The following is a 25,582-nucleotide window of genomic DNA, read 5'->3' as shown; positions in this document are numbered from 1 at the left end:
TATTATCTTTTTTATGCAACAGCCCTTAAATTAAATTTAGCCTAAAAATATTTTAAGATCATTTTCTACATCTGTAATTCCTGCAATACCAAAGTTATCAACTAAAACTTTAGCTACATTTGGTGATAGGAATGCAGGTAGAGTAGGTCCTAAGTGAATATTTTTTACACCTAGTGATAATAAAGCCAATAGTACTATTACAGCCTTTTGTTCATACCAAGCTATATTATAAGAAATAGGTAACTCATTTATATCATTAAGACCAAAAACTTCTTTTAGTTTTAATGCAATTACTGCTAATGAGTAGGAGTCATTACATTGGCCAGCGTCTAAAACTCTAGGTATTCCATTAATATCCCCAAGGTTAAGTTTATTATATCTATACTTAGCACATCCAGCAGTTAAAATAACTGTATCTTTAGGAAGAGCTTCAGCGAATTCAGTATAGTAACTTCTACCTTTCATTCTACCGTCACATCCAGCCATAACAAAGAATTGTTTAATAGCCCCAGATTTAACTGCATCAACTATTTTATCAGCTAATGAAAGAACTTGATTATGAGCAAAACCACCAATTATTTCACCTTTTTCAATCTCTGTTGGTGGAGCACACTTTTTAGCATGTTCAATAATAACAGAGAAATCTTTTACCTTACCATCTTTTCTTCCCTCAATATGCTTTAGATCAGGGAAACCAACTACACCTGTTGTATAAACTCTATCTTTGTAAGAATCCTTTGGTGGTACAAGACAGTTTGTTGTAAGTAAAATAGGACCATTGAAGGATTCAAATTCCTCATTTTGTCTCCACCATGCATTACCGTAATTTCCTACAAAGTGAGGATACTTTTTAAACTCAGGATAATAGTTAGCAGGTAACATCTCACTATGAGTATAGATGTCTATACCAGTTCCTTCAGTTTGTTTTAGCAATTCTTCAAAGTCTTTTAAATCGTGACCACTCACAAGAATTCCAGGGTTATTTTTAACTCCGATATTAACCTTAGTTATTTCAGGATTACCATAGCTTTTAGTATTAGCTTCATCTAAAAGTGCCATGGTTTTAACACCAAAATTACCACACTCTAAAGTTAAAGCAACAAGCTCATCAGCACTTAGATTTTCAGTTGTTTTTACTAAGGCTTCTTTAATAAATGTGAAGATAGAATTATCTACAAATCCTAAATTATAAGCATGCTCTACATAAGCAGCCATTCCTTTTATACCATAAGTTATAAGCTCTCTTAGAGATCTAATATCTTCATTCTCTGTGCTTAATACTCCAACAGTTTCCGCTTTACTTAAAAATTCTTCTTCTGTTCTACCGAACCAGTGTGCAGAATCATGAGTTATAGAAGTAACATCTATTCCAGCAGATTTTAAAGAAGTTTTTATAAATTCTCTAAGATCTAAAGCCTTAGATATTTTTTCTATAAAATATTTATTATCAAAGTTAGCATTAGTTATAGTTGCAAATAAACTATCTATTATAAATTTATTTTCTATATCTACCTTAAGTTTAAGCTCTTCAGCTTTAAGGCTATATAGCGATATTCCTTTTAAAGTATATATTAATAAGTCTTGAAGTTTAGCAGTAGATGCTTCTTTACCACAAACACCTCTTTTAGTACATCCCTTACAACCAGCAGCTTCCTGACATTGAAAACAGAACATTAAGTTATCCATAATTAAAACCTCCGATTTAATATGTATTTTATATACACATTATAAGATGAGTAAGTAATAAAATCTGTAACTTAAGTTACAGATATCATATTACAATAAAAAAATCCGCAGTAAAAGCCGCGGATTTAAAATTTCTAATCAAGGTCGCCCATAACCATTCCTTTTGTTTGTTTATCTTTCTTTTTGCCCTTTGTGGAGCCTGGTACTTCCATCATTGCAACATCCATATTTGATGTTTGTTTTGGTTTCTTAGCATTTTTATTCTTTGCCATTTTTAAACGTCTCCCTTCAGACTTAATATAAGTATAAATTAGCTTAATAGCTTATTTGTATTATTGCCTTTAGGGTATCATTTATACAAAAATTAAATTGAAATTACAAAATTATTTTTTAGGTTTTCTCTTGCCTTTATCCTTATTAGTTTTATTCTTTTTAGGCTTAGTCTTAGTGCTAGGCATAACAGAAGGTTTTTTTGTATTAACCTTAGAGTAAAACTTAGAATCCTTTTCAGATTTAACATCAAAGATTTTACCATGAGAGATTTCCTTTTGTTGTATTGAAATTCCATAAAGGGTACAACATCTTTTAAGTAATCCTAGTTCGTTTTCTGTAACGATAGAGATAGCAGTTCCTTTTTCACCAGCTCTACCAGTTCTACCAACTCTGTGAAGATAGTTCTTACTGTCCTCAGGTATATCTAAGTTAAATATGTGAGTAATACCATCTATATGTAGTCCTCTAGATGCTAAGTCAGAAGTAACAAGCAAGTTTATTTTTCCGCTTCTTAAATCATCTAAGGCATCTCTTCTATGATTTTTAACTAAGGAGCCATGAATACAATCAACCTTTAGGTGGTGATATTGTAATTTAGCAGTTAAAGTTTCTATATCATTACAATTATTTATGAATAGTAATGCCTTTTCAGGTTTAATAGATGCCATAAGCTTTCTAATTAAAAGTATTTTATCTCTTTTTTCACATGTAAAAAAGAGATGCTCTATGTTTTCAGAAATTGTAACATTATCACCAGATTTTATAATATTAATTTCTTTCATAAAGTTACCGCAAAGCTTTACAGCTTCATCAGGCATAGTTGCAGAGAATAGCATAAGCTGTCTTTCTTTTAAAGTAGACTTAATAATTCTTTCTACAGCTGTAATGTTAGTTTCATCTAAAAGTCTATCACCTTCATCTAAAACTATAGTCTTAACTGTGTGACATTTTAATTTTTTTAGGTCTAGAAGTTCAACTATTCTTCCAGTAGTACCTATAATAATTTGAGGCTTTTCTTTTAGCTTCTCCAATTGACGCTTTATATTAACATCACCTATTAAAGAAATAGAATGTATATTATTTAAGTTAGGATTTTCACAACCCTTAACAATACTATCTAATTCTTTTTTGATTTGAACTACTAATTCATGAGTAGGAGCTAAAATAATAGCTTGAGGAGTTTTAATTGATAAATCAATCTTTTCTATAATAGGTAAAAGGTAAGCTAAGGTTTTACCAGTACCGGTTTCAGAATGACCAATTAAATCCTTACCTTCTAAAGCTACTGGAATAGCTCTTTTCTGAATTTCTGTTGGAGTTGTTAATCCTCTTTTCTCTAAGGATTTTACAACATCATCTTTTAAGTTAAGTAAATTAAACGAATTATCCATGGTATCTCCTTCTATATAATAGTTGTAATATGAAATAAAAATATTTATAATTACAGTACTAATTAACAATAAACAATATTTATTAAAACAAAATATAACTAATTATTAGTTGATTTTATAAATAAAATACATACTAATGTTATATATTTTTTTTACAATGTCAAAAATATATTATGATATTGTAGTTTACGTTGGTAGCTTCATATATAAATTTAGTAATATACATGATATTTATTTATGAAAACCTATAAGTTACATTATTAAAAACACAATATAGAATTGTATTTTAAAGTAAGCTTAAAACTAAGTATTTAGTGTTTATCCTTTTAAACTTTATGGGTTAAATGTATAATAAATATATTTAAAATTTAGTTATATAATATGAAAAATTGTTTATACTAAACTTTTACGTAAATATATTTATAAAATCATATAAAGATGGTTAAAACTTAATTATGTAAAATATAATTATTAATATAGTATAGCATTTAAATACTTCATAATAAACAGTGTCAACTATAATTATTTTTTTTAGTTGTGGTATAATATTTATAAGTATTTGAGTAAAAATCAAGTCATAGGGGAGAGTAGTATCAGTATGAAATTTAAACATATATGCGAATTAAAAAAAGGTGAAAAAGTAGAAGGATTTTATCTTCTTAAGGATATAAATGTTAAGTTAACAAATGGTAGTAATAATAAGTTTTTAGATATGACCTTTATAGATAAGACTGGAGATATAAATGCGAAACTTTGGGAATATAAAAATGGATATGATGAACTATTTAAAGAGCATAAAATTGTATTTGCAAAAGCTAATGTAATAGAGTGGAAGGGAAAACTTCAACTAAAAATAGATACTATGAGATTAGCAGAGGACTCCGATGATATAAATATAGAGGATTTTGTACCAACAGCTCCTTACGACAGTAAAGACATGTTTGAAGATGTTTTAAGATTTAAAGATAAGATTAAAAATGAGGATATTCAAAATATAGTTACAGCAGTCTTAGAGGAGGCAGGTCCAGATATTCTATATTTCCCTGCAGCTAAGTCTAATCATCATGCTGTAAGAGGTGGATTACTATATCACACAACAACTATGTTAAAGGGTGCTGAAAAGCTTAGTGAAATTTATAGCTTTTTAAATCAAGATCTTTTATATGCTGGAATAATACTTCATGATATATCTAAAATGGAAGAGATGATTGCGAATAGTTTAGGAATAGTAAGTGAGTATAGTGTAGAAGGTCAGCTTCTAGGACATATAACAATGGGAGTTAGAAGAATCGAAAGAATAGCTAAAGAATTAAATGTGGATAAAGAGATTTCTATGTTACTTCAGCATATGATTCTTGCTCATCATTATTATCCTGAGTATGGAAGCCCTAAAAAACCTATGATACCAGAGGCAGAGTTATTACATCATTTAGACATGATAGACTCTAGAATGTATGATATGAATAAGGCATTAAATGAAACAAATGTAGGCTGTTTTTCAGATAGAATTTCTTCACTAGATAATATAAGCATTTATAAAAGTAAATTTGGAAGAGAATAAGAAAGTTAAAAAAGAAGCTTTCCCTTACAATTAGGGAAGGCTTTTTTAGTATAAAAAAATCACTTGAAGTTATTACGATATAATGTATAATACAAACATAAAGAATATATTGTAACAAAAACCTTAATATTACAATAGAGAAGAAAATAATAAATTTATAGAAAGGAGTATAGAAATGAACATTATAATTAGACCTGTTAAACTTGAAGATGCAGAAGGAATTAATTTATTAAGACGTATGCCTGGGATATTTGAAAGTACATTAACAATACCTTCCCAAAGAATAAACATTGATCATTCAAAAATTATAAATCTAACACAAAATGATTATCAATTTGTTGCAATTCTACAGGAAAAGGATAAAAGCGAACTTTTAATTGGCACATCATCATTAGTTATACCTAATAATCCAAGACTTCGTCATTCTGCATCAATAATGTTAATGGTTCATAAAGATTATCAGAATAAGGGTGTTGGAACTAAATTATTAGAAACAATTTTAGATATTGCTGACAATTGGTTAATGCTTGTACGTATAGAGTTGGGAGTTTTTTTTGATAATTTGCCTGCTATTCATCTTTATGAAAAATGTGGATTTAAAAGAGAAGGTATAAAGGTAAAAGCAGCCATTAGAAATGGCGAATATGTTGATGAAATAATTATGGCTAGAATTAAACATTAATAAATAACTATTATTTTATATGAAAAAAGATTAAAAGGAATTGAAATAGTGAGAAAATTGCTATTTTAATTCCTTTTTTATTGATTGTATAGAGGTTTAAATAATATTTTTATAAGAGAATGCTCACAAGAATTAAACCTACATAAGCTTACTAGAAGTAATATAAGCATTATTGCTAAAATAATAAATTCAATTATTAGGGAGTATATAAACTACTCCTCCGAATATAAAACATCAACTATTAAGTATAGTAGGTTAATAAAACGAGCTATGTGTAAGTGTAAACAATTATGCGGGCGTAAACACTGAGTACACTAATTTATAGTTATACTAATGAACGAATGGGAAAAATAATATCAGAGGTAAATAGATAAAATCGTTGACATTTTTTATTTATGAGTATATATTAAATATTAAGATAATGATAATCATTATCAGTAGTAAAATAATAAGGAGGTCAGGGTTATGAAAATAATTTACTGGAGTGGAACAGGTAACACTGAAGCAATGGCAAATCTTATTTTAAAAGGGATTAAAGAAGAGGGCGGGAACGCAGAGATTTTAAATATATCAAGTAATAATATAGATTCTTTAAAAGATGATGAGGTAATAGTTTTAGGATGTCCATCTATGGGACAAGAAGAATTAGAGGATGGAGAATTTATCCCATTTTTAGAGAAAGTAGAGTCAGATTTAAAAGGAAAACAAGTGGCTCTTTTCGGTTCTTATGGATGGGGAAGTGGCGAGTGGATGGATAGCTTTGAGGAAAGGGTAAAATCTTCGGGAGCAAGTGTACCATTAAGACCAGTAATTGTTAATTATGCACCAGATGGTGAGTCAGAACTTGAATGTATAAAATATGGAAGAAGTATAGCTAAACTTAATAAATAATGGAGGAGTAAGAGATGGTTGATAAGTTAAGTGAATTTTATAAGTTATTAAATAATGAAGAAGACAGAGAATATATTGAGCTTTTTGTATCTTATAGTATAGCTTTAATAAGTGCAAAACTAAAACCATCAATTACTCTAAATTTAGTTAAAAATGATAATAAGAGAACTTATGATTTATGGAAGTTATATGGAGAAAATTATATTAAGAGTTTAGGGTTAAAATATATTCAATTAAGAGAAAGTGATAGGTCGCTGATAGTTCTTATATATGATGAAGAATTACTTGAAAAAGCCATAAGTAATCCTGAAAACTTAAAGTTTCTAATTTCTATAGGATATAAATATGATTTTTCATTAAATCAATGTGTTGAAAAACTAAAGGAACGTTATGCATTATATGCCTGTCCACATGAGCTTGGAGTATTTTTAGGATATCCAATAGATGATGTTAGAGATTTTATGGAATGTACAGAAAAAAAGTGTTTAGCTTGTGGTTATTGGAAAGTATATAATAGTATAAGTAATGCTAAAACTATTTTTAATCTTTATGATGAAGTAAAGGAGCATACTTTAGATAATATATTAATTGGAAAGCGACATAAAATATTGTGTGGTATTTTAAAAAGCAAGTTTGAAAATAAACAGTGTATAGTATTTGGATAGTAAAATTTTGTTGTATATAAAAGGAACTATGAATTTAGATTTTTATTCTAAATTCATAGTTCCTTTATTTGTTAAGTTTAAGTTAATGAGAATTGGAATGTAATCAAATCAATGTAATAGTAAGGTTAATTCAAGGTTAAATATGTGTTAACTTAGTAGAATTATTGTAAAAAAGTATTAAAATATTGGTATAAATATTTAGAAAATATTAAGTGTAAAGGTTAAAAAATACTTTTTAAAAGGGGAGAGAATCTTGGATATTACAAGTATGGTTATCCAATTAGTAGGCGGTTTAGGTTTATTCTTATTTGGAATGAAACTTATGGGAGACGGTTTAGAAAATGCAGCTGGAGAAAGATTAAAAACTATCTTAGAGAAGGTAACTAGTAATAGAGTCATAGGAGTACTAGTGGGAGCCTTAGTTACAGCTGTTATTCAAAGTTCAAGTGCGACAACAGTAATGGTGGTTAGCTTTGTAAATGCAGGGTTAATGTCTTTAATGCAAGCTGCTGGAGTTATTATGGGTGCCAATATTGGGACAACCATAACTGCTCAGATGGTTTCTTTTAATTTAGATGCAATAGCACCAATATTCATCGGAGTATGTGCTGTTATTGTTTTAGTTGCTAAGAAGAAGAAAGTAAGAGATGTTGCTTATATAGGATTAGGATTTGGGATATTGTTTTTAGGTATGGGAATAATGTCAGAGTCTATGAGACCTTTGGCAGAGTCACCTGTATTTAATGATGTAATAGGAGCAATTGGAAATAATAGATTTTTAGGAGTATTAGCAGGTCTTGTTATGACTGCTATAGTTCAAAGTTCATCTGCGACAACAGGTATATTAGTTGCTTTAGCGACTACTGGTAGCATAGATATGAATGTAGCATTACCTATCATTTTCGGATGTAATATAGGAACTTGTGTTACTGCATTATTAGCATCATTAGGTTCAAATAAAACAGCTAAAAAGGCTGCTTTAATTCACCTTTTCTTCAATGTTATAGGGGTTATTATATTCCTACCGTTTATGGACATAGTTGTTTCTATAGTTCAGAAAACTGACCCAACTAATGTTGCAAGACAGGTTGCCAATGCTCATACTATTTTTAATGTTATAGTAACTATTGTTTTACTGCCTTGTGCTAAATATTTGGTTGCTTTAGCTAATAAAGTAATGCCAGGAGAAGATACTGTTGATTACAGTGGAGCTATATATTTAGATGAAAGATTATTAGAAACACCTGTAATTGCTACAGATCAAGTTTTTAAAGAAACTATTAGAATGGGTGATGTAGCTAAGAAAAACCTTGAATTATCAATGAAAGCTTTCTTAGATAATGATTCATCTTGCTCTAATGAACTTTATAAAAATGAAGAATTAATAAATACACTAGAAAAAGAAATTACTAACTATTTAGTTTTATTATCTTCTCATGATCTTCCAGAGGAGGATGGTAAGGTTATAAGCTCTACATTCCATATAATTAATGACATTGAGAGAATTGGAGATCATGCAAAGAATATAATAGAATTAGCAGTTGAAAAAAGTGAAGGAAATGTACCTATACAGGATGAGGCTAGAGTAGAAATAGTTGGAATGTATAATAAAACTATAGAAGCTGTAAGTGTAGCCTTAGAGGCTTATCAAAACAAGGATGTATCAAAGGCTAAAAGTATAAAGAGTATAGAAGAAAGTATAAATCAGTATAAGAAAGAAATAAGAGAAAATAATATTAGTAGATTAAGTAAGAAGGTATGTGTAGCTAATGGAAGTGCTATTTTCTTAGATTTAATAAGTAATCTAGAAAGAATAGGGGATCATTCTACGAATATCGCAGAAAGAGTTATTTAATATATACAGTGTAAAAGGAGCCAAGCTTATATAGCGGCTCCTTTTAATTTACTTTTAAATTATGTTAGAAATTGATTTATTAAGCAAGAAAAGTAGTTTTTTATGATATAATCTTAAAAGAATTTTAAATAAACTATGGGGGTAAGAGTTATGATTAATGAAAGATTAAAAAAACAAATGGATTTCTTATTAGAAATAGACAAGGTTAAAAATATTTTTCGTATGACTTATGTTGGAGATAAAAGTAGGCACGAAAATGATGCTGAACATTCTTGGCATTTAGGAATAATGGCATTTATGCTTTCAGAGTATGTAGATAAAGATATTGATGTAAATAAGGTTATGAAAATGGTTCTTATACATGACTTAATTGAAATATATGCTGGTGATACCTTTGCTTTTGATGAAAAGGCATTAGTTGATAAAAGTGAAAGAGAAGAAAAATCAGCATGTAAATTATTTAGTTTACTTCCTGAGGATCAAGGGGAAGAATTTAAAAGCTTATGGGAAGAGTTTGAATTATGTGAGACAAAGGAAGCAGAATATGCATCTATGTTAGATAGATTACAGCCACTACTTCTTAATTATATGACAGAGGGTGGAAGTTGGAAGGAACATAATATTTCCAAGGAAAAGATTTATAAAAGAAATGAGATAACTTTAAAAAAGGGTCCTAAGGAATTTGTAGATTTAATAAATTATGTAGTTGATGATTGTGTTGAAAAGGGATATATAAAATAAGAATTAAATATAATTATTATTGACTTAAAAGGGGTGATATTATGGATTCGAGAGTTGATTTAACCCAAGGTAAAATTGGTGAGAAATTAGTAAAGTTAGCATTACCTATAATGGGGACTGCCTTTATACAAATGGCATACAATATGATAGATATGATGTGGGTTGGTAGAGTTGGAAGTAATGCTGTTGCAGCTGTTGGAACTGCAGGATTTTATCCTTGGCTGGCTATGGCTTTTATTGTAATATCTAGAGTTGGGGGAGAGGTTAAGGTAGCTCAAAGTATAGGGGAAAACAATACTAAAACTACTAAAGAATATATTAAATCTTCTATAGAAATAAATATTATATTAGCTATTATATATACAATAGCATTGCTAATATTTAACGATGAACTTATAGGATTTTTTAAACTAGGTGATAGTGAAGTTATATCTATGTCTTTACAATATCTAAATATAATGGCTATAGGTATGGTTGTTTACTTTATAAATCCTGTATTTACTGCAATCTTTAATGGTTCAGGAAATAGTAAGACTCCCTTTAGAATTAATACAATAGGGTTAATTGCAAATATAATCTTAGACCCAGTATTAATCTTTGGAATAGGACCATTTCCAGCATTAGGAGTTACGGGAGCAGCCATTGCAACTGTAACTGCCCAAATAGTAGTTTTTGCATGTTTTATATATGTAATTCTTAAGGAGCAAGAAGGATATTTTAGAGTAAAGCTTTTTAGAAATATAAATATTAAATACTACAAAGAGTTATTTGTTTTAGGAATGCCAATAGCAATACAAAGTGCGATGTTTACTATTTTCTCCATGTCACTAGGAGTAATAGTAGCAGCTTTTGGGCCTATTGCAATTGCAGCACAGAAGGTTGGTTCTCAGATAGAAGCTATTTCATGGATGATAGGGGATGGTTTAGCAGCTGCACTTTCAACCTTTGCAGGACAAAACTACGGAGCAAAGAACTATAGTAGGATAAATAAGGGATGTAAGGTAACTTTGATAATTGGAACTATACTAGGAATAGTAAATACCCTAGTATTAATTTATCTTGGAAGAAGCATATTTAGTGTATTTATAGCAGAGGCAGAGGCTATAGAGAAGGGTGCTGAGTATCTAAAGATATTAGGATATTCACAACTATTTATGTGTATAGAAATAATTATAACAGGACTATTTAAGGGGATAGGTCGTACCTATATTCCTTCTATAATATTAACTGTTTTAACTGGAGCTAGAATTCCACTTGCTTACTTCCTTTCAAGACCAGATATATTAGGATTAAGCGGAATTTGGTGGAGTATAACAATATCAAGTATTGCAAAGGGAACTTTAATGCTTATTATATTCTTATACTTATTTAGAATTGGTAAGTTATATAAAAATAAAGTAGAATCTCAAAGTTAGAATTATATATTCTATTAAATAAACTTAACTTATTTTTAGGGTTTTATATCAAGACCAAGGTTTAACTAAGGTATTATGATGAAGTTTTAATAATGAAAAGTATATAGATGAAGTTTTAAACTTGATGTATATCTATAAATTCTATTATTAGAATACAATAATTAGATAAAAAAGATAGAGAATTTTTTAAAATTCACTTTAGAGAGTAAATTAATTAAAGAGATTTTAGTAGAAAATAGGGGTTGTCACATTAAGAAATTATACAGAACATGTTGTATTTATAAGTTAATTATTAGTACAGCATGCTATGATATTTATTCTAGTATGACAGCCCCTTTTATATTTATTTAGCTAACATATAAGTCCTAATTAATATTCTACATTTCTAATGATGACTATATTTGTTCTATAATTAATAGTACATCTAAGTACAATGAAGTTTGTTTATTAGAATATATATTAGATAAAACTTTTAGCCAAGTCTTCAACAGTAGGCTCTAATACATTCATAAATTGACTAAAAGCAAAGTTGAATTTTGGCTCACTTTCGTCGTCTCCGAATACAGAGTAGATATTTTAATATTATAAATTTAAATAGATTAATAAACCATCATTCAAAAAAACTATTATACATATATAGGATATATAACTAAAATATACATTGTAAGTTGATAAATAACTTAAAATTACAGGGGGAAGAGTTATGAAGAAAGTAATTATGGCACTAATTGCAACGCTGACAGTTTGTATGTTTACTGGCTGTGGCAATTCTTCGGCTGATGCTAAGAAAGAGGATAATGCTACTCAAACAAATGCAAAGGCAGAAGATAACAAGGAAATACCAGAACTTACAATGTCTTGGGGGAATGAATTACATACAGGGGTTATGAGTATCCCAACTAAAAAGGTAGATGAATTTAAGAAACAAGGAGTTTACCTAAATCCTTTATCTAAGGATAAATTTGAACTTATGGATGGAGAAAAAAAGTTAGCTGTTTTAAACTTTGTACCTTCAAAGGGTGGATCAGAAACAGCAAACCTAATGAGTCAAAATCATGTTGATTATGGATTCTGTTCTAATACTGCTATATTATCTGCTGTTGATAATGGTTCAAAGTTAAAGATAATATCACCATTCCAAAGTAATGGTATAGCACTAGTATTTCCACCAGGAACTAACTTGAAATCATGGGATGAAATAAAGAAACATATTCAAGATAAAAAAGAACCATTAAAATTAGGATATCACTCACCAGTAAGTGGTCCTAGAATAGTTATTGAATCAGTATTAAAAACTCAAGGATTAAAGGTTTCAGAAAATCCAAGTGATGTAGATGCTGATGTTATATTAGTAGACTTAAAAGGAGCAAGCAACCTATTACCTTCACTATCAAGTGGACAAGTTGATGCTTGGGTAGGACCATCACATCACCCAGAGGCAGCACAAGATACTAAAGTAGGTGAAATAAGTTTAACGTTAAAGGACTTCCCTCCAGTAGGTAGTTGGGATGATTTCCCTTGCTGTGTTTTAGCTGCAACTCAGAATGCTATAGATAAGCATCCAGAGGTTACAAAGGCTTTAGTTAAGTTAGTAGATGAAAACAGTAAGTATTGTAATGAAAATAAAGAAGAAGTAGCGAAGGTTATGTCTGAAATAATAGGTGTTTCTCAAGAAGCTATTAAGCTTTGTGAAATAAAATACTTTACTACACCATCTGATAAATGGATGAATGGTATAAAGGTTTATGTAGATGCATTAAACAATATGAATAAATTCAGTGGAGAACTAAAAGGTAAGAGTTTTGATGAAGTTAAAACTAAGTCTTTTGATTTCCAATTCTTAAAATAATATAAAAATTAACTTACTTAAAAGTAAAGCTTTCCTGAATATTTAGGAAAGCTTTTTTAGGAGGATAGAAATGTCAAAAAACTTAAAAAGATTTTTTATAGGAGTTATAGTTCCAATCTTATTTATAATTCTTTGGTACATAAGTTCTAAAAGAATAGATAATCCAGTTATATTACCTGAAATAGGGAAAGTATTTAATAACTTTGCTCATGCTACAGATGATTTTATTGGATTAGGATCAATTCCTACTAATATTCTAGTTAGTTTAATTAGGGTATTATCAGGGTATATAGTAGGAGTACTTATTGCAATTCCATTAGGAGTACTAATGGGTTATAAGAAGACGGTATATGGTTTGTTTAATAACTTCATAAATATTTTCAGACCAATACCACCACTTGCATGGGTTCCATTAGTTCTTGCATGGTTTGGAGTTTCTAGTGTAGCAACTGTATTTAAGGTTGAAGGGGGACAACTCCAGGCCTACTTAAATAATTTCAAATTTTCAATGATGTTTATTATAGGATTGGGTACCTTTTTCCCAGTTGTAACTAATACTATGTTTGCAGTTAAGACAGTTCCTAAAACCTTAATAGAGTCAGCAAAGGTGTTAGGTGCAAAACAAATACATATATTCACTAAAATATTATTACCAGCAGCAGCACCAAGTATAATCAACGGGTTAAGAACTGGACTTGGTATTGCATGGGCTTGTTTAGTTTCAGCGGAAATGCTACCAGGAAGTTTATCAGGAGTTGGGTATTTAATTACTCATGCTTATGAGTTAGGAAGAACGGATTTAGTAATAACAGGTATGATTTGTATAGGGGTTATAGGAGCCTTGTTAGATGCCTTCTTTAGAATTATAGAACATAAATATTTTTCATGGCAAAGTAAAACAAGATAGGAGGTTACAACAATGAGTACATGTATAGAAATAAAAGTGTTGAATAAGATATTTAAAACTAAGGAGAATTTAGAAGTTGAGGCTTTAAGAGATATAAATTTAGAGGTTGAAGAAAATGATTTTATATGTATAGTTGGGCCTTCGGGTTGTGGTAAATCTACATTGTTGAGGATAATAGCTAGTTTAGAGAGTGCAACTTCAGGGGAAGTTATTTATAGAGATAGAGCAATAACTGAGCCTACATCAGATATAGGAATGGTGTTTCAAAACTATTCCTTATTACAATGGAGAACTGTTTTGGACAATATAGCCTTAGGATTAGAGTTTAAAGGAGTAGATAAAAAGGAAAGGAGAGAGGTTGCAGAAAAATATTTAAAGTTAATAAATATGGAGAGCTTCGGAAAGGCATATCCCTATGAACTATCAGGGGGAATGCAACAGAGGGTAGCAATTGCTAGGGCATTAGCTAACAATCCAGAGGTTTTACTTATGGATGAGCCTTTTGGAGCTTTAGATGCACATACTAGAATTATACTTCAAGGAGAACTTTTGAACATATGGGAAAAGAATAAGAAAACAATACTTTTCGTAACTCATAGTGTTGATGAAGCTATATATCTTGCTGATAAAATAATTGTAATGGGGAGGAACCCTGGAGTTGTAAAGGAAATTATAAATATAACTATGGACAGGCCGAGAGATAGAGCTAATCCTGAGTATGGTAAGCTTACATCCAAAATACTTTCTATGCTTGAACATTAAATTATAGTGTATATAAAAGAAAAGAGAGAGTATAAAATTTTATATACTCTCTCTTTTCTTTAAAGTTTTTATCTTAAAATAATTATTTTTTAAAACTGTGTTTATTATTCCAAAATATTTTTATGTAACTAAATAAGGCTATGACTGCACTTATTACAGTTGCATAAACTAAATAAATTCCAATAGTTTTATCAAATAGTAATACGAAAATAGAAAAATAAAAAAATATAGTTGCTAATTTACCAAATATATTTGAAGGAATAACTAAATCTGAACGTGTGTAAGCAAAGATTCCGCCTAGTATCATAGACAATTCTTTTGCTACGAAGAAAATTAAAATCCAAGATGGAATAAGCTCCTTCTTAAATAGACAAAATAACACTACTAATAAAGTAAGTTTATCTGCTAAAGGATCTAAAACAATACCTAATTTAGTAACTTGATTGTACTTACGAGCAATATAGCCATCAAGTAAATCTGTTACACCTGATATAACAAATACTATAGAAGAGTATAGCATAGCATGTTCAATTGGTGAGAAAAACACAATTGTAAAAACAGGTATAAGTATTAACCTAAAAATACTTAACATGTTAGGAATACTCATGTTAAAAACCTCCCTAAATTTATATGTGTGATTTATAAAGCATTATATAATTCTACTTTATAAATTTAGACTTTATTATTAAATTAATTAAATCTAAGATTATATAACAAAATAATACAAAAACTCTGTATAAAACAATGGTATACCAATTATTATAACTAAAATATAAGAGGATTTGAAATAAATATTATAATTTAACAAAAATGAAACAAAATTATATTTAAAAATTAAGTTTAGCGAACTATAGTATAATTTAATAAATCATTATTCGTATAATTCTTGATTTTAGAGCCGTACTTTGATAAGATAATTAAGGGTAAAAGTTTACCAACTAAATTTATAAATAAGTTTATTTTAAAATGAAGTAAAATTTGTTTTAGAATATGTTTCAATATTGTTTAAAACTTAGAGAACTAGTTATAATGGCATTTAAATATGCTATAGGAAAGCGAGGAAATAATATGTCAACATTAATAGTACTTGGAGCTCAGTGGGGAGACGAAGGAAAAGGTAAGATGACAGACTACCTAGCAGAGGATGCTGAAGTAGTAGTTAGATTCCAAGGAGGAAATAACGCAGGTCATACTGTAGTTGTTGGGGAAAATGAATATAAACTTCACTTAATACCATCTGGAATTCTTTATTCTGACAAGTTAAATGTATTAGGAAATGGCGTAGTAATAGATCCAGCTGCCTTATTTACTGAAATAGAATATTTAAAGACAGTTGGCATAGACGTAACACCAGAGAGATTAGCAATTAGTGATAGAGCTCAAGTTATATTACCATACCATAAGGTATTAGATGCTTTAAAAGAAAAAGCTAGAGGTAAAAATGACATAGGTACAACTAAAAAAGGTATAGGACCAGCTTATACTGATAAGGTTGAAAGATGTGGTATAAGAATTTGTGATCTTCTTCATAAAGAAGTTTTGAGAGAAAAGTTACAAATTAACATAGAAGACAAAAATAAAGTTATAACTTCAATCTATGGTGAAGAGCCTTTAGATTTTGAAGCAATATTCAATGAGTATGTAGAATTTGGTGAAAGAATAAGACCTTTTGTACAAGAAACTTCTGTTAAGGTTTATGATTCTATAAAAGCTGATAAAAAAGTTTTATTTGAAGGTGCTCAAGGAATGTTACTTGATATAGATTACGGTACTTATCCTTATGTTACATCTTCAAACACAATAGCAGGTGGAGTATGTACAGGAGTTGGTATTGGACCAACAATGATTACTAATGCTATTGGTATTGCTAAAGCTTACACTACAAGAGTAGGTAAAGGACCATTCCCAACAGAATTACATGATGAAATGGGAGAGCATATAAGACAAGTTGGACATGAGTATGGTGTAACAACTGGAAGAGCTAGAAGATGTGGTTGGTTAGACCTTGTAATAGTTAAAACTACAACTAGAGTATGTGGATTAACTAGTCTTGCAATAACTAAAATGGATACTTTAGCTGGAATTGAGAAAATTAAAGTATGTGTTGGTTATGAGTTAGACGGAAGAGTTATAGACTACTTCCCAGCAAGCTTAGAAGATTTAGCAAGATGTACACCAGTATATGAAGAGTTTGATGGTTGGGATGAAAGTATTGCAGATGCAAGAAGTTATGATGCTATTCCAGAAAACGCTAAGAAATACTTAAAGAGAATAGAAGAAATAACTGGAGCAAGAATTGCTATAGTTTCTGTAGGACCAAAGAGAGATCAAACAATGAAAATTGCTGAATTATAAGAATTATAATTGAAATTCTGGTTAAAATGTGTATAGTAAATATATAGGGATTATTCTATAATATTTTAAATACATATGTATCGGAGGTGCAATATATGAAAATTACTAAGGATATGACAATTGGTGAAATAATAAAACAATATCCATCTAGTATTGAAGTGCTTATGAACTGTGGAATGGGATGCGTTGGGTGTCCATCAGCTCAAATGGAAACATTAGAAGAAGCTGTAGCTGTTCATGGTATAGACTTAGAAAAATTATTACTTGAATTAAATGCTAATATATAAATTTATATATTATCCAAATAACATAAGAAATTAAAATAGTACACATTAAGGACTGTTCAAAAGAACAGTCCTTTTATATTGTCTAAAAATGCTATGGAATTTTTAAATAGAACAGTGATTTACTATTGAAAATACAAATTTGAAATAAAATTCAAGTAGGATTATACTTAAGTTTGCAAAATATTTAAAAAATTTTATAAAGAGTGGAGAAATTCATGGAAAATTTAAATTGTAATAAAAAAATTATTCTAGTATGCCATTGTTTTTTAAATTGTAAGTCTAAGGTTGAAAATTTTAATGAATATAATAAAAACTTTGAAGAGAAAAAGAAAAATCTTATTATGAATTTAATTAAAAATGATATTGGGATTATACAATTACCATGTCCTGAAATGAAAATCTATGGTTGTAGAAGATGGGGACATGTAAAGGAACAGTTTGATACACCTCATTTCAGAGATATGAGTAGAGAAATGTTAAATCCTGTGTTAAATGAAATAAGAGATTATAGTAAAAATGGATTTAATATAATAGGAATTTTAGGGGTTAATGGTAGCCCTAGTTGTGGAGTGAATTTAACTTGCAGTGGAAAATGGTATGGAGAGTTTTCTCATAATCATAATCTGAATGACATGTTAGCCAGCTTAGAGATGGTAGAAGAAAGTGGAGTTTTCATAGAAGAAATAAAGGGACTTTTAGAGGAAAACAACTTAAATATACCTATAGTAGGGGTTGATACTTCTAATATAGATAATATTCATCAAATACTAGATATTTAATTGACTCATAAACTTCATAGGTACTTAAAGAGTATATGAAGTTCACAAGGTAAATAATATAAAAAAAGATAAACATATTATGAAAGAAGGAGTTTTATGGATTTAAGAATAGAGAACCTTTCAGTGAGATTTAAGGATTTTTCTGCCGTGAAAGATTTGAATATTGAAATTAAATCTGGTGAATTAGTAAGCTTATTAGGGCCAAGTGGCTGCGGTAAAAGTACAACGATTTTTACTATAGCTGGAATACATAAACCGAGTGAGGGACACATTTATTTCGATGAAAAAGTTATAGATGACATAGCTCCTGAGAAAAGAAATATAGGAATGGTTTTTCAAAACTATGCTCTATATCCACATATGAGTGTTTATGATAACATAGCTTTCCCATTAAAATTAAAGAAGTTGCCTAAAAAAGAAATTAAGGACAAGGTTCATAAGATAAGTTCCTTAGTTAAGATAGAGGAACTTCTTAAAAGAAAACCCTCTCAACTTTCAGGTGGACAACAACAAAGGGTGGCTATTGCTAGGGCATTAGTTAAGGAGCCAGAAATATTATTGTTGGACGAGCCTTTATCAAATTTGGATGCTAGATTAAGAGTTGAAATGAGAGAAGAGATAAAAAGGATACAAAGTGAGCTTAAGATAACAACTATTTTTGTTACTCATGATCAAGAAGAAGCTATGAGTATTTCAGATAAGATAGTTTTATTAAAGGACGGAGTATTACAACAATATGATTTGCCAAGCAAATTATATAAAAATCCTAAAAATTTATTTGTAGGAAGCTTTCTTGGAAATCCTCCTATTAATATAATTCATTGCGATGTTAATAAAAAAGAGGATTCTATAAGATTATTTAATAAGGATTTTAAGTTAAGTAACTTTATAAATACTGTTAATATTCCTGCTGATATGAAAGATTTAAATATTGGAATTAGGTGTGAAGACTTTATAATTAGTGAAACATATTTTGAAAATTCAATAGAAGCAAATATAGAATTTATTGAGAATTTAGGTAAGGATACAATATTAAAAATAAAAGTAGGTGATACTGCTATAAAGGTGGTTACTACATATGATACTATTCCAGACAAAATGACTAATGTATATATTGGTATAAAGCCAAATAGGTTAGTATTCTTTGATTCTAAGACTGGGGATAATCTAAGTTATGATTAATAGGGATAAGAATTATAAGTCTTTTTTAAGAGGAATTTTATATTTATTGCCTGTTCTTATAATAATATCAGTTTTCTATATTTATCCCATTATAAAAACTTTTGATATGAGTTTTTATAGTAAGTATAACTACCAAAAAGATATAGTATTTGCTAGAGGATTAGATAATTTTTCTTACTTGATTAATGATGCAGATTTTTGGATTGCACTTAAGAATACCTTTATATATGTATTATTTGTAACACCTATATCTATTTTAATTTCACTATTTATAGCTATACTGCTTAATAGAAATATTAAATTTAAAAAACTATTTAGAAGTATATATTTTTTACCTTTTATAACTTCTACAATAGCAATATCTATGGTGTGGAGATGGATTTTTCATAGTGACTATGGTATTTTAAACTGTTTCTTAAACTTCATAGGAATAGATTCTATAAAGTGGATTTCCGATCCAAAGTGGGCTATGGTGAGTTTAATAATAGTAAGCATATGGAAAGGTCTTGGATATAACATAATAGTATTTTTATCTGGACTCCAAAATGTTGATGAACAATATAATTTAGCCGCAAAAATAGATGGAGCTAATTTCTTTCAAAGGGTCAAGAGTATTACCTTACCCCTGTTATCTCCAACTATATTTTTTGTGTGCATAATTACCACCATAAATTCTTTTAAGGTATTTGGAGAGGTTTTTGCATTATTTGATAAACAACCAGGCCCTTTAAATAGTTGTTTAACTATGGTGTATTACATTTATAACAAATTTAACAATCACTATCAATATGGTGTTGCTTCGGCAGCGGCTTTAATATTGTTCTTAATTATATTAACTTTAAACTTCATTCAATTTAGAATTGGCAAGAAAAAAGTTAATTATGATTAAGGATTTAATAAGGGAGGACTATGACCATGAATAAGGTTTGTAAATTTATTACATATGTAGTTATAATACTGGGATGTATTATAACCTTGTTACCTTTCATTTGGATGATAAGCACATCATTAAAGCCATTGAGTGAAGTATTTAAAATGCCGCCAGAGTTTATTCCAAGGACAGTGCAATTCTCTAATTATTTAGATGTTGCAACACAAATACCAATAGCAAGATATTTTTTTAATAGTGTAATAATAGCAGCTATAGTTACTATAGGAACATTGATTACAACTATATTAGCAGCCTTTGCTTTTTCAAAGATGAACTTCTGGGGTAGGGATTTAATATTTTCTATTTTGATAGGTACTATGATGGTTCCAGGTGAACTTACACTAATACCAAATTATATAACTATAGCTAAGCTTGGTTGGATAAATACTTACGCTGGATTAACAGTACCATGGACCATAAGCGTATTCTCAATATTTTTGTTAAGACAATTCTTCTTAACAATACCAAGTTCACTTTATCATGCAGCTAAATTGGATGGCTGTAGTGATTTTAGATTTTTGTGGAGGATTATGGTACCAGTAGCAAAACCAGCTTTAATAACTATAGCACTTCTTAAGATAGTTAATAGTTGGAATGAGTTCCTATGGCCTTTAATAGTTACTAATTTACCTAATATGCGTACTTTACCTGTTGGGATAATGAACTTTACTTCAGAGGCAGGTGGTAATTATAACTTGCTTATGGCTGCCAGTACCATAGTAATAATACCAATACTTATAATATACTTTTTTCTTCAAAAATACATTATTTCTGGTATGACAAAGTCAGGTATAAAAGGATAAACCTTTATATATAAATTTAGGAGGAGATTTTTATGAAATTAAAAAAACTAACTGCATTAATAGCTTCATGTGTATTAACACTTAGCTTATTTGGTTGCGGCAATGGTGCAAGTGCGAAATCAGAGCAACCAAAAGACGAAGCAAAGACTACTATTGCAACTGAAATTAAGGATCCTGTAAGCATAGAGTTTTGGCATGCAATGACAGGTGAAAATGAAAAGGCATTACAAGAAATAGCAGATAAGTTTAACAAGAAAAATGAGGGTAAAATAACTGTTAATTTAGTTTATCAAGGACATTATAAAGAGTTATTCTCAAAACTTGAGGGAGCGTCTAAATCTAATCAATTACCAGCATTAGCAATGATCTATCCAAATAGATTAACTGCTTATGTAAAAAATGATTTAGTTGAAGATTTGAATCCTTACATTGAAAATGAAAAGATAGGATTTAAGGATGAAGTTTGGAAAGACATTCCTGAGTTCTTAAGAGATAATGGTATGTGGAATGGAAAACATCATTCTTTACCATTTAATAAAGGAACTTATTTATTATTTTACAATGACGATATATTAAAAGAAAATGGAGTTGCAGTTCCAAGTAACTGGGACGAGCTTAAAGCAGCAGCAGAAAAATTAACTATAGATAAAGACAAAGATGGTAAGAATGATATTCAAGGTTTAGGACTTAATACATCTGTTGGTATAGACTCAAGTTTCTGGGTTGAACAAGCAGGTGGTCATTTAATTGATGAAGATAAGGATCAAATATTATTTAACTCACCAGAAACAGAAAAGGCATTTGATTTCTTATCTGGTATGGTTAAAGATGGTTCAGCTAAAATATTAGATGAAGAAAAATACATAACAGGTCCATTAGGAAGAGGAGAATTAGCTATGGGTATATCTTCTATTTCTGCATTACCTGATATAATTAAAGCTTGTGAAGGTGGAAATGTTAACTTCAAAACAGCTGTTTTACCAGAAGGAAAAGAAAAAGCTGCATTATTCTCTGGTACAGATGTTACAATCTTCAATACACCTTCAGCAGAAGAAAAATTAGCTGCTTTTGAATTTATTAAATTCTTTATGGAAGATGAAAATCAATTAACTTGGGGTACAAAATCAGGATACTTACCTTTAAGAAAATCTGTTTTAAACTCAAAAGAATTTAAAGAATATGTTGAAAAAGAAAATCCAGCTAAGGGTGAAGCTGTTAAAGAATTTGATTACGGATACTGTGACCCTAAGGTTTTAAATGGATATTCAATCCACGAAAATATGGATAAAGCATTAAAACAAATAATCCTTGGGGAAAAATCAACTAAGGATGCTCTTAATGAAGCAGAACAAAATACAAGAAAAGCTTTAGATGAAGCTAAGAAATCATTTGGCGAATAATATATAAAAAATACCTTACTGATGAATATCATCACTTTAGGATAATAGTTATATTTATTATAACTATAAATCATAAAGAGAAGATACACTTTCAGTAAGGTATTTTCTTTAATATTTTTTAAAATCAAAGCCTAATATATCAATGTTTTCATCTTTGTTTAGTTTTTCATCATAATTCTTTCTTAACTGAATTAGATTTAAATGATCAAATCCACATTCTTTATACAACTTTATTGCGCTTGTATTTCTAGGTATAACATCTACAAACATTGCAACCACTTTCTTTTCAATCATTAATTCATCTAGTTTTTTCATTGCAAACTTACCAAAACCGTTACCTCTGTAGTCCTCTAAAATAAACATATCTTCTAACCAAGCTACATTTTGGCCACCAAGTCTAACATAAAAGAAACCTACTGGAGTTTCATCTGAAAATATATTGTAAATAGAACCTTCATTTATCCACTCTCTTAGTGTTTTTTCCGATTCTTCATTTGTTTGCCAATACTCCTTAGGAGCATTGGTTAATTTTCTATGGTAATTCATTAGCTCTGTAAGCATTTTTGCAGTAGCAAAAAATAAGTCATTAGATAATTCTTTGATAATAATATTCATATATATAATCCCCTTTAAATTAAAGTTTCGACATGAATATTATACCAAATATTACATTAAATTTTAATGGTTACATACAGATTTTCCAACTCTTATACCTGAAGCCCAACACCAATGTAAGTTGAAACCACCACAGTCTCCATCTACATCTAAAACTTCTCCTGCAAAGTATAAGTTTTTAACAAGCTTAGACTCTAAGGTAATAGGGTTAATATCTTTTGTATTTATGCCTCCAGCAGTTACTTGAGCATCATTAAAGGTATTAGTACCTGTAACTTCAAAGGTCCAAGATTTAAGCAGTTTAAGCATATTACATTTTTCTTCCCAGGTTACTTCCCATGCTGGCTTATGGATATCATCTACTTCAGCTTCTCTCAAAAGCGGTACAATTATTTTTTTGTTTATAAGGCCTATAAAGCAATCATGTATACTTCTATATCCAAAAGTACCTAAATGATTGTCTATGAAGGTTTTTAAAGCCTTTTCATCCATACTAGGCATTAGATCAACTTGTAATGAAACCTTATTCTTCTTAGATAGGGTACTACAAGATGCAACTCTACTCAGTTGAAGAATAGGAGGTCCTGATATACCATAGTCAGTAAATAAGATTTCTCCTTCCTCAGTTTGAACTAATTTGTCATTTACTAATATTTTAGCTACACCATCAAATTTAACACCTGACAAGGCTTTAAGTCTATCATGATTAAGTCTTACTTGAACAATGGAAGGTATTAAATTAGTGATTTTATGGCCTAGTGAGGTAGCTAGTTTGTACCCAGAACCATCTGAACCTGTTTTAGGATAAGATTTACCACCAGTGCATAAAACAAGTTTATCACAGGTGAAAATCTCTTCATTAATATGTAATTTAAAAACATTATTTTTATTTTCTATTTTATTTACTTTAGAATTAAAATAAATATCAATAGACTTATCTTCAAGTGCCATTCTAAATATATCTACTACAGAGGAAGCTTGAAGAGATAAAGGATACATTTTATTGCTATCTAAGGTCTTAAGATGCAACCCTATTGATGCAAAAAAATCTATTGTATCTTTATAAGAAAAGTTGCTTATTATGTCTTTAAAGAAATCTGTATTATCGCTATGGTATCTAGTTACGTCAGCTTTTTCATTAGAAATATTACATCTACCATTACCTGTAGTTAATATTTTTTTACCGATTCTATCTGTAGATTCTAAAATAGCTACATTACAACCAGCGTCTTTAGCAGTTATAGCAGCGGCTATACCGGCAGCACCACCACCAATTACTATTACATCATATTTCAAATTTAATCACGCTCCTTAAATCTATTCTTTATAATAAATTGAGTTTCTAAATTATATTTAAATCAACTTGTATCTAAATTTAATAGTAGGTATTATATATTTTCACTATATATACTTTGCAATATTAAAACTACACTGTAGTATTTTTATAGAATTTAGTATTTCACTACAAAAACATCAAAGTAAGATAAGTTTACTTAATAAAATATATATAATAAATAAAATATTTTTATTTTAATAACTTTAATAAGTTTAGCAGAAGCTAAAGAAAAATAATATAGCTTTAGAATTACAAAAATATATATTCTTAATAAATATCTTTTATTATAGCCATAATCAATCTAAATTAGATAATACATAGGAATATTAATATAAATATACTGTATTAATATGGAGGCTATATGAAATAAAAAGTATAGAACACAGGGCATTTTTAATATAAATATAATACCTAAGCTCTAAAAATATATTATTATGCAATAGATAAATTTTGATAATATTTTTATAGAATAATGAAGTTAAATATGTAATAAGTTATTAGAATATGGATTTAATTTAAAGAAAATATGATAGGTCATAGGGTTATTAGTTACTTTAAAGATATAATTTAAATAAAAATTTAAATTAAAAGTATAAATATACGTAATAATAATGAAGAAAAATATAACATATTATCACAAATAATGAATAATCCGAAGTATCATAACCTTCAAAAATTATAAAAATGTGATATTATAAATAATGTGTTAATTAAGTACAAAGTAAGATAAATCAAGGGTTATAAGTCATATAAACATAGAAAAAGTTATATAAAATAAAAAAAAACGTAAAAAAGTGAGAAAAAGTTGTTGACTTTAGATTCAATTTAATATAAGATATACCTTGTCAGTGAGCTGAGCACAAACAGCAAAACTGATGAAAACATATGGCTCCTTGGTCAAGCGGTCAAGACACCACCCTTTCACGGTGGTAACAGGGGTTCGATTCCCCTAGGAGTCACCATTATGGAAGCATAGCTCAGCTGGGAGAGCATCTGCCTTACAAGCAGAGGGTCACAGGTTCGATCCCTGTTGTTTCCACCAAATAATGGCCCAGTGGCTCAGTTGGTTAGAGTGCCGGCCTGTCACGCCGGAGGTCGAGGGTTCGAGTCCCTTCTGGGTCGCCATTTTAAAATACATGCTGGCATGGCTCAATTGGCAGAGCAGCTGACTTGTAATCAGCAGGTTGTAGGTTCAAGTCCTATTGCCAGCTCCATT

23 protein-coding genes and 4 tRNA genes are annotated in these 25,582 nt (G+C 29.3%); 21 read left to right on the top strand and 6 right to left on the bottom strand.

All coding sequences use genetic code 11. From position 1 onward, the window contains the following. Window positions 1–36: 36 nt before the first annotated feature. The 3 genes from hcp to BUA48_RS14105 all read right to left on the bottom strand — a co-directional run bounded on the left by hcp (window position 37) and on the right by BUA48_RS14105 (window position 3,350). The gene (hcp, locus tag BUA48_RS14110) at window positions 37–1,686 is read right to left on the bottom strand and encodes a hydroxylamine reductase (RefSeq protein WP_084666368.1); all 1,650 of its coding nucleotides are present in this window, start codon (window positions 1,684–1,686) and stop codon (window positions 37–39) included. Window positions 1,687–1,820: 134 nt separating this feature from the next. After that, window positions 1,821–1,958, bottom strand: coding sequence for a hypothetical protein (locus BUA48_RS15670; RefSeq protein ID WP_178138994.1), 138 nt, complete (start codon window positions 1,956–1,958; stop codon window positions 1,821–1,823). A gap of 111 nt (window positions 1,959–2,069) precedes the next feature. Next, a complete protein-coding gene (locus BUA48_RS14105) occupies window positions 2,070–3,350 on the bottom strand; it encodes a DEAD/DEAH box helicase (protein WP_072832706.1) in 1,281 nt (426 codons plus the stop codon). Window positions 3,351–3,948: 598 nt separating this feature from the next. Between BUA48_RS14105 and BUA48_RS14100 the strand changes: the two genes are divergently transcribed. From BUA48_RS14100 to BUA48_RS14055, 10 genes are all read left to right on the top strand, one after another. Then, window positions 3,949–4,911 (top strand): 3'-5' exoribonuclease YhaM family protein, encoded by a 963-nt coding sequence (locus BUA48_RS14100; protein ID WP_072832705.1) that lies wholly within the window; start codon window positions 3,949–3,951, stop codon window positions 4,909–4,911. A gap of 175 nt (window positions 4,912–5,086) precedes the next feature. Then, window positions 5,087–5,593, top strand: a complete 507-nt coding sequence (locus tag BUA48_RS14095) for a GNAT family N-acetyltransferase (RefSeq protein WP_072832704.1) — start codon at window positions 5,087–5,089, stop codon at window positions 5,591–5,593. Window positions 5,594–6,058: 465 nt separating this feature from the next. Then, window positions 6,059–6,484 carry a flavodoxin gene (locus BUA48_RS14090; protein WP_072832703.1) on the top strand — a complete coding sequence of 142 codons (426 nt, stop codon included), beginning with the start codon at window positions 6,059–6,061 and terminating at the stop codon, window positions 6,482–6,484. 14 nt (window positions 6,485–6,498) lie between these two features. Next, window positions 6,499–7,149, top strand: coding sequence for a DUF3793 family protein (locus BUA48_RS14085; RefSeq protein WP_072832702.1), 651 nt, complete (start codon window positions 6,499–6,501; stop codon window positions 7,147–7,149). Window positions 7,150–7,402: 253 nt separating this feature from the next. Further along, on the top strand, window positions 7,403–9,004 hold the full coding sequence (locus BUA48_RS14080) for a Na/Pi cotransporter family protein (protein ID WP_072832701.1): 1,602 nt from the start codon (window positions 7,403–7,405) through the stop codon (window positions 9,002–9,004). A gap of 150 nt (window positions 9,005–9,154) precedes the next feature. Then, on the top strand, window positions 9,155–9,745 hold the full coding sequence (locus BUA48_RS14075) for an HD domain-containing protein (protein WP_072832700.1): 591 nt from the start codon (window positions 9,155–9,157) through the stop codon (window positions 9,743–9,745). Between the two features lie 41 nt (window positions 9,746–9,786). Next, a complete protein-coding gene (locus BUA48_RS14070; RefSeq protein WP_072832699.1) occupies window positions 9,787–11,160 on the top strand; it encodes an MATE family efflux transporter in 1,374 nt (457 codons plus the stop codon). Window positions 11,161–11,863: 703 nt separating this feature from the next. Then, window positions 11,864–13,009, top strand: a complete 1,146-nt coding sequence (locus BUA48_RS14065) for an ABC transporter substrate-binding protein (protein ID WP_072832698.1) — start codon at window positions 11,864–11,866, stop codon at window positions 13,007–13,009. Window positions 13,010–13,079: 70 nt separating this feature from the next. Further along, entirely contained in the window at window positions 13,080–13,916 is an 837-nt protein-coding gene (locus BUA48_RS14060) for an ABC transporter permease (RefSeq protein WP_072832697.1), read from the top strand. A 12-nt stretch (window positions 13,917–13,928) separates the two neighbouring features. Beyond that, window positions 13,929–14,678 carry an ABC transporter ATP-binding protein gene (locus BUA48_RS14055; protein ID WP_072832696.1) on the top strand — a complete coding sequence of 250 codons (750 nt, stop codon included), beginning with the start codon at window positions 13,929–13,931 and terminating at the stop codon, window positions 14,676–14,678. A gap of 82 nt (window positions 14,679–14,760) precedes the next feature. On the opposite strand, the gene pgsA is transcribed toward BUA48_RS14055, so the two are convergent. Continuing rightward, window positions 14,761–15,285: a CDP-diacylglycerol--glycerol-3-phosphate 3-phosphatidyltransferase gene (gene pgsA, locus BUA48_RS14050; protein WP_072832695.1), complete on the bottom strand. Its 525-nt coding sequence runs from the start codon at window positions 15,283–15,285 to the stop codon at window positions 14,761–14,763. A gap of 461 nt (window positions 15,286–15,746) precedes the next feature. Between pgsA and BUA48_RS14045 the strand changes: the two genes are divergently transcribed. The 7 genes from BUA48_RS14045 (at window position 15,747) to BUA48_RS14015 (ending at window position 22,415) form a co-directional block, all read left to right on the top strand. After that, window positions 15,747–17,033 (top strand): adenylosuccinate synthase, encoded by a 1,287-nt coding sequence (locus BUA48_RS14045; RefSeq protein ID WP_072832750.1) that lies wholly within the window; start codon window positions 15,747–15,749, stop codon window positions 17,031–17,033. Window positions 17,034–17,128: 95 nt separating this feature from the next. Next, window positions 17,129–17,320: a DUF1858 domain-containing protein gene (locus tag BUA48_RS14040; RefSeq protein WP_072832694.1), complete on the top strand. Its 192-nt coding sequence runs from the start codon at window positions 17,129–17,131 to the stop codon at window positions 17,318–17,320. A 215-nt stretch (window positions 17,321–17,535) separates the two neighbouring features. After that, a complete protein-coding gene (locus BUA48_RS14035) occupies window positions 17,536–18,099 on the top strand; it encodes a CD3072 family TudS-related putative desulfidase (RefSeq protein WP_072832693.1) in 564 nt (187 codons plus the stop codon). 96 nt (window positions 18,100–18,195) lie between these two features. After that, on the top strand, window positions 18,196–19,281 hold the full coding sequence (locus tag BUA48_RS14030) for an ABC transporter ATP-binding protein (RefSeq protein WP_072832692.1): 1,086 nt from the start codon (window positions 18,196–18,198) through the stop codon (window positions 19,279–19,281). Next, the gene (locus BUA48_RS14025) at window positions 19,277–20,170 is read left to right on the top strand and encodes an ABC transporter permease subunit (protein ID WP_072832749.1); all 894 of its coding nucleotides are present in this window, start codon (window positions 19,277–19,279) and stop codon (window positions 20,168–20,170) included. The genes BUA48_RS14030 and BUA48_RS14025 overlap by 5 nt, the downstream gene beginning before the upstream one ends. A gap of 20 nt (window positions 20,171–20,190) precedes the next feature. Next, entirely contained in the window at window positions 20,191–21,015 is an 825-nt protein-coding gene (locus tag BUA48_RS14020) for a carbohydrate ABC transporter permease (RefSeq protein WP_072832691.1), read from the top strand. 32 nt (window positions 21,016–21,047) lie between these two features. Next, complete coding sequence (locus BUA48_RS14015; RefSeq protein WP_072832690.1) at window positions 21,048–22,415, top strand: ABC transporter substrate-binding protein; 1,368 nt, start codon at window positions 21,048–21,050, stop codon at window positions 22,413–22,415. 108 nt (window positions 22,416–22,523) lie between these two features. Here the strand turns inward: BUA48_RS14015 and BUA48_RS14010 are convergent, their stop codons facing one another. Together BUA48_RS14010 and BUA48_RS14005 are read right to left on the bottom strand one after the other, a co-directional pair. Beyond that, window positions 22,524–23,030 (bottom strand): GNAT family N-acetyltransferase, encoded by a 507-nt coding sequence (locus tag BUA48_RS14010; protein ID WP_072832689.1) that lies wholly within the window; start codon window positions 23,028–23,030, stop codon window positions 22,524–22,526. 63 nt (window positions 23,031–23,093) lie between these two features. After that, complete coding sequence (locus BUA48_RS14005) at window positions 23,094–24,326, bottom strand: BaiN/RdsA family NAD(P)/FAD-dependent oxidoreductase (RefSeq protein ID WP_072832688.1); 1,233 nt, start codon at window positions 24,324–24,326, stop codon at window positions 23,094–23,096. A gap of 927 nt (window positions 24,327–25,253) precedes the next feature. Between BUA48_RS14005 and BUA48_RS14000 the strand changes: the two genes are divergently transcribed. From BUA48_RS14000 to BUA48_RS13985, 4 genes are all read left to right on the top strand, one after another. Further along, a tRNA-Glu gene (locus BUA48_RS14000) sits at window positions 25,254–25,328 on the top strand. A gap of 4 nt (window positions 25,329–25,332) precedes the next feature. Then, window positions 25,333–25,408 (top strand) — tRNA-Val (locus BUA48_RS13995). Between the two features lie 6 nt (window positions 25,409–25,414). Continuing rightward, window positions 25,415–25,491, top strand: a tRNA-Asp gene (locus BUA48_RS13990). A 13-nt stretch (window positions 25,492–25,504) separates the two neighbouring features. Next, window positions 25,505–25,580, top strand: a tRNA-Thr gene (locus BUA48_RS13985). Window positions 25,581–25,582 lie beyond the last annotated feature (2 nt).

Source organism: Clostridium collagenovorans DSM 3089 (genome assembly GCF_900130005.1).
Classification (GTDB): domain Bacteria; phylum Bacillota; class Clostridia; order Clostridiales; family Clostridiaceae; genus Clostridium_D; species Clostridium_D collagenovorans.
Note: the sequence above shows the minus strand (reverse complement) of the source record. Positions and strands in the feature narration are given on the sequence as shown.

Coding starts and splice junctions, on each gene's coding strand:
- hcp (WP_084666368.1), bottom strand. CDS start 1,686: ATGGATAACTTAATGTTCTGTTTTCAATGTCAGGAAGCTGCTGGTTGT.
- BUA48_RS15670 (WP_178138994.1), bottom strand. CDS start 1,958: ATGGCAAAGAATAAAAATGCTAAGAAACCAAAACAAACATCAAATATG.
- BUA48_RS14105 (WP_072832706.1), bottom strand. CDS start 3,350: ATGGATAATTCGTTTAATTTACTTAACTTAAAAGATGATGTTGTAAAA.
- BUA48_RS14100 (WP_072832705.1), top strand. CDS start 3,949: ATGAAATTTAAACATATATGCGAATTAAAAAAAGGTGAAAAAGTAGAA.
- BUA48_RS14095 (WP_072832704.1), top strand. CDS start 5,087: ATGAACATTATAATTAGACCTGTTAAACTTGAAGATGCAGAAGGAATT.
- BUA48_RS14090 (WP_072832703.1), top strand. CDS start 6,059: ATGAAAATAATTTACTGGAGTGGAACAGGTAACACTGAAGCAATGGCA.
- BUA48_RS14085 (WP_072832702.1), top strand. CDS start 6,499: ATGGTTGATAAGTTAAGTGAATTTTATAAGTTATTAAATAATGAAGAA.
- BUA48_RS14075 (WP_072832700.1), top strand. CDS start 9,155: ATGATTAATGAAAGATTAAAAAAACAAATGGATTTCTTATTAGAAATA.
- BUA48_RS14070 (WP_072832699.1), top strand. CDS start 9,787: ATGGATTCGAGAGTTGATTTAACCCAAGGTAAAATTGGTGAGAAATTA.
- BUA48_RS14065 (WP_072832698.1), top strand. CDS start 11,864: ATGAAGAAAGTAATTATGGCACTAATTGCAACGCTGACAGTTTGTATG.
- BUA48_RS14060 (WP_072832697.1), top strand. CDS start 13,080: ATGTCAAAAAACTTAAAAAGATTTTTTATAGGAGTTATAGTTCCAATC.
- BUA48_RS14055 (WP_072832696.1), top strand. CDS start 13,929: ATGAGTACATGTATAGAAATAAAAGTGTTGAATAAGATATTTAAAACT.
- pgsA (WP_072832695.1), bottom strand. CDS start 15,285: ATGAGTATTCCTAACATGTTAAGTATTTTTAGGTTAATACTTATACCT.
- BUA48_RS14045 (WP_072832750.1), top strand. CDS start 15,747: ATGTCAACATTAATAGTACTTGGAGCTCAGTGGGGAGACGAAGGAAAA.
- BUA48_RS14040 (WP_072832694.1), top strand. CDS start 17,129: ATGAAAATTACTAAGGATATGACAATTGGTGAAATAATAAAACAATAT.
- BUA48_RS14035 (WP_072832693.1), top strand. CDS start 17,536: ATGGAAAATTTAAATTGTAATAAAAAAATTATTCTAGTATGCCATTGT.
- BUA48_RS14030 (WP_072832692.1), top strand. CDS start 18,196: ATGGATTTAAGAATAGAGAACCTTTCAGTGAGATTTAAGGATTTTTCT.
- BUA48_RS14020 (WP_072832691.1), top strand. CDS start 20,191: ATGACCATGAATAAGGTTTGTAAATTTATTACATATGTAGTTATAATA.
- BUA48_RS14015 (WP_072832690.1), top strand. CDS start 21,048: ATGAAATTAAAAAAACTAACTGCATTAATAGCTTCATGTGTATTAACA.
- BUA48_RS14010 (WP_072832689.1), bottom strand. CDS start 23,030: ATGAATATTATTATCAAAGAATTATCTAATGACTTATTTTTTGCTACT.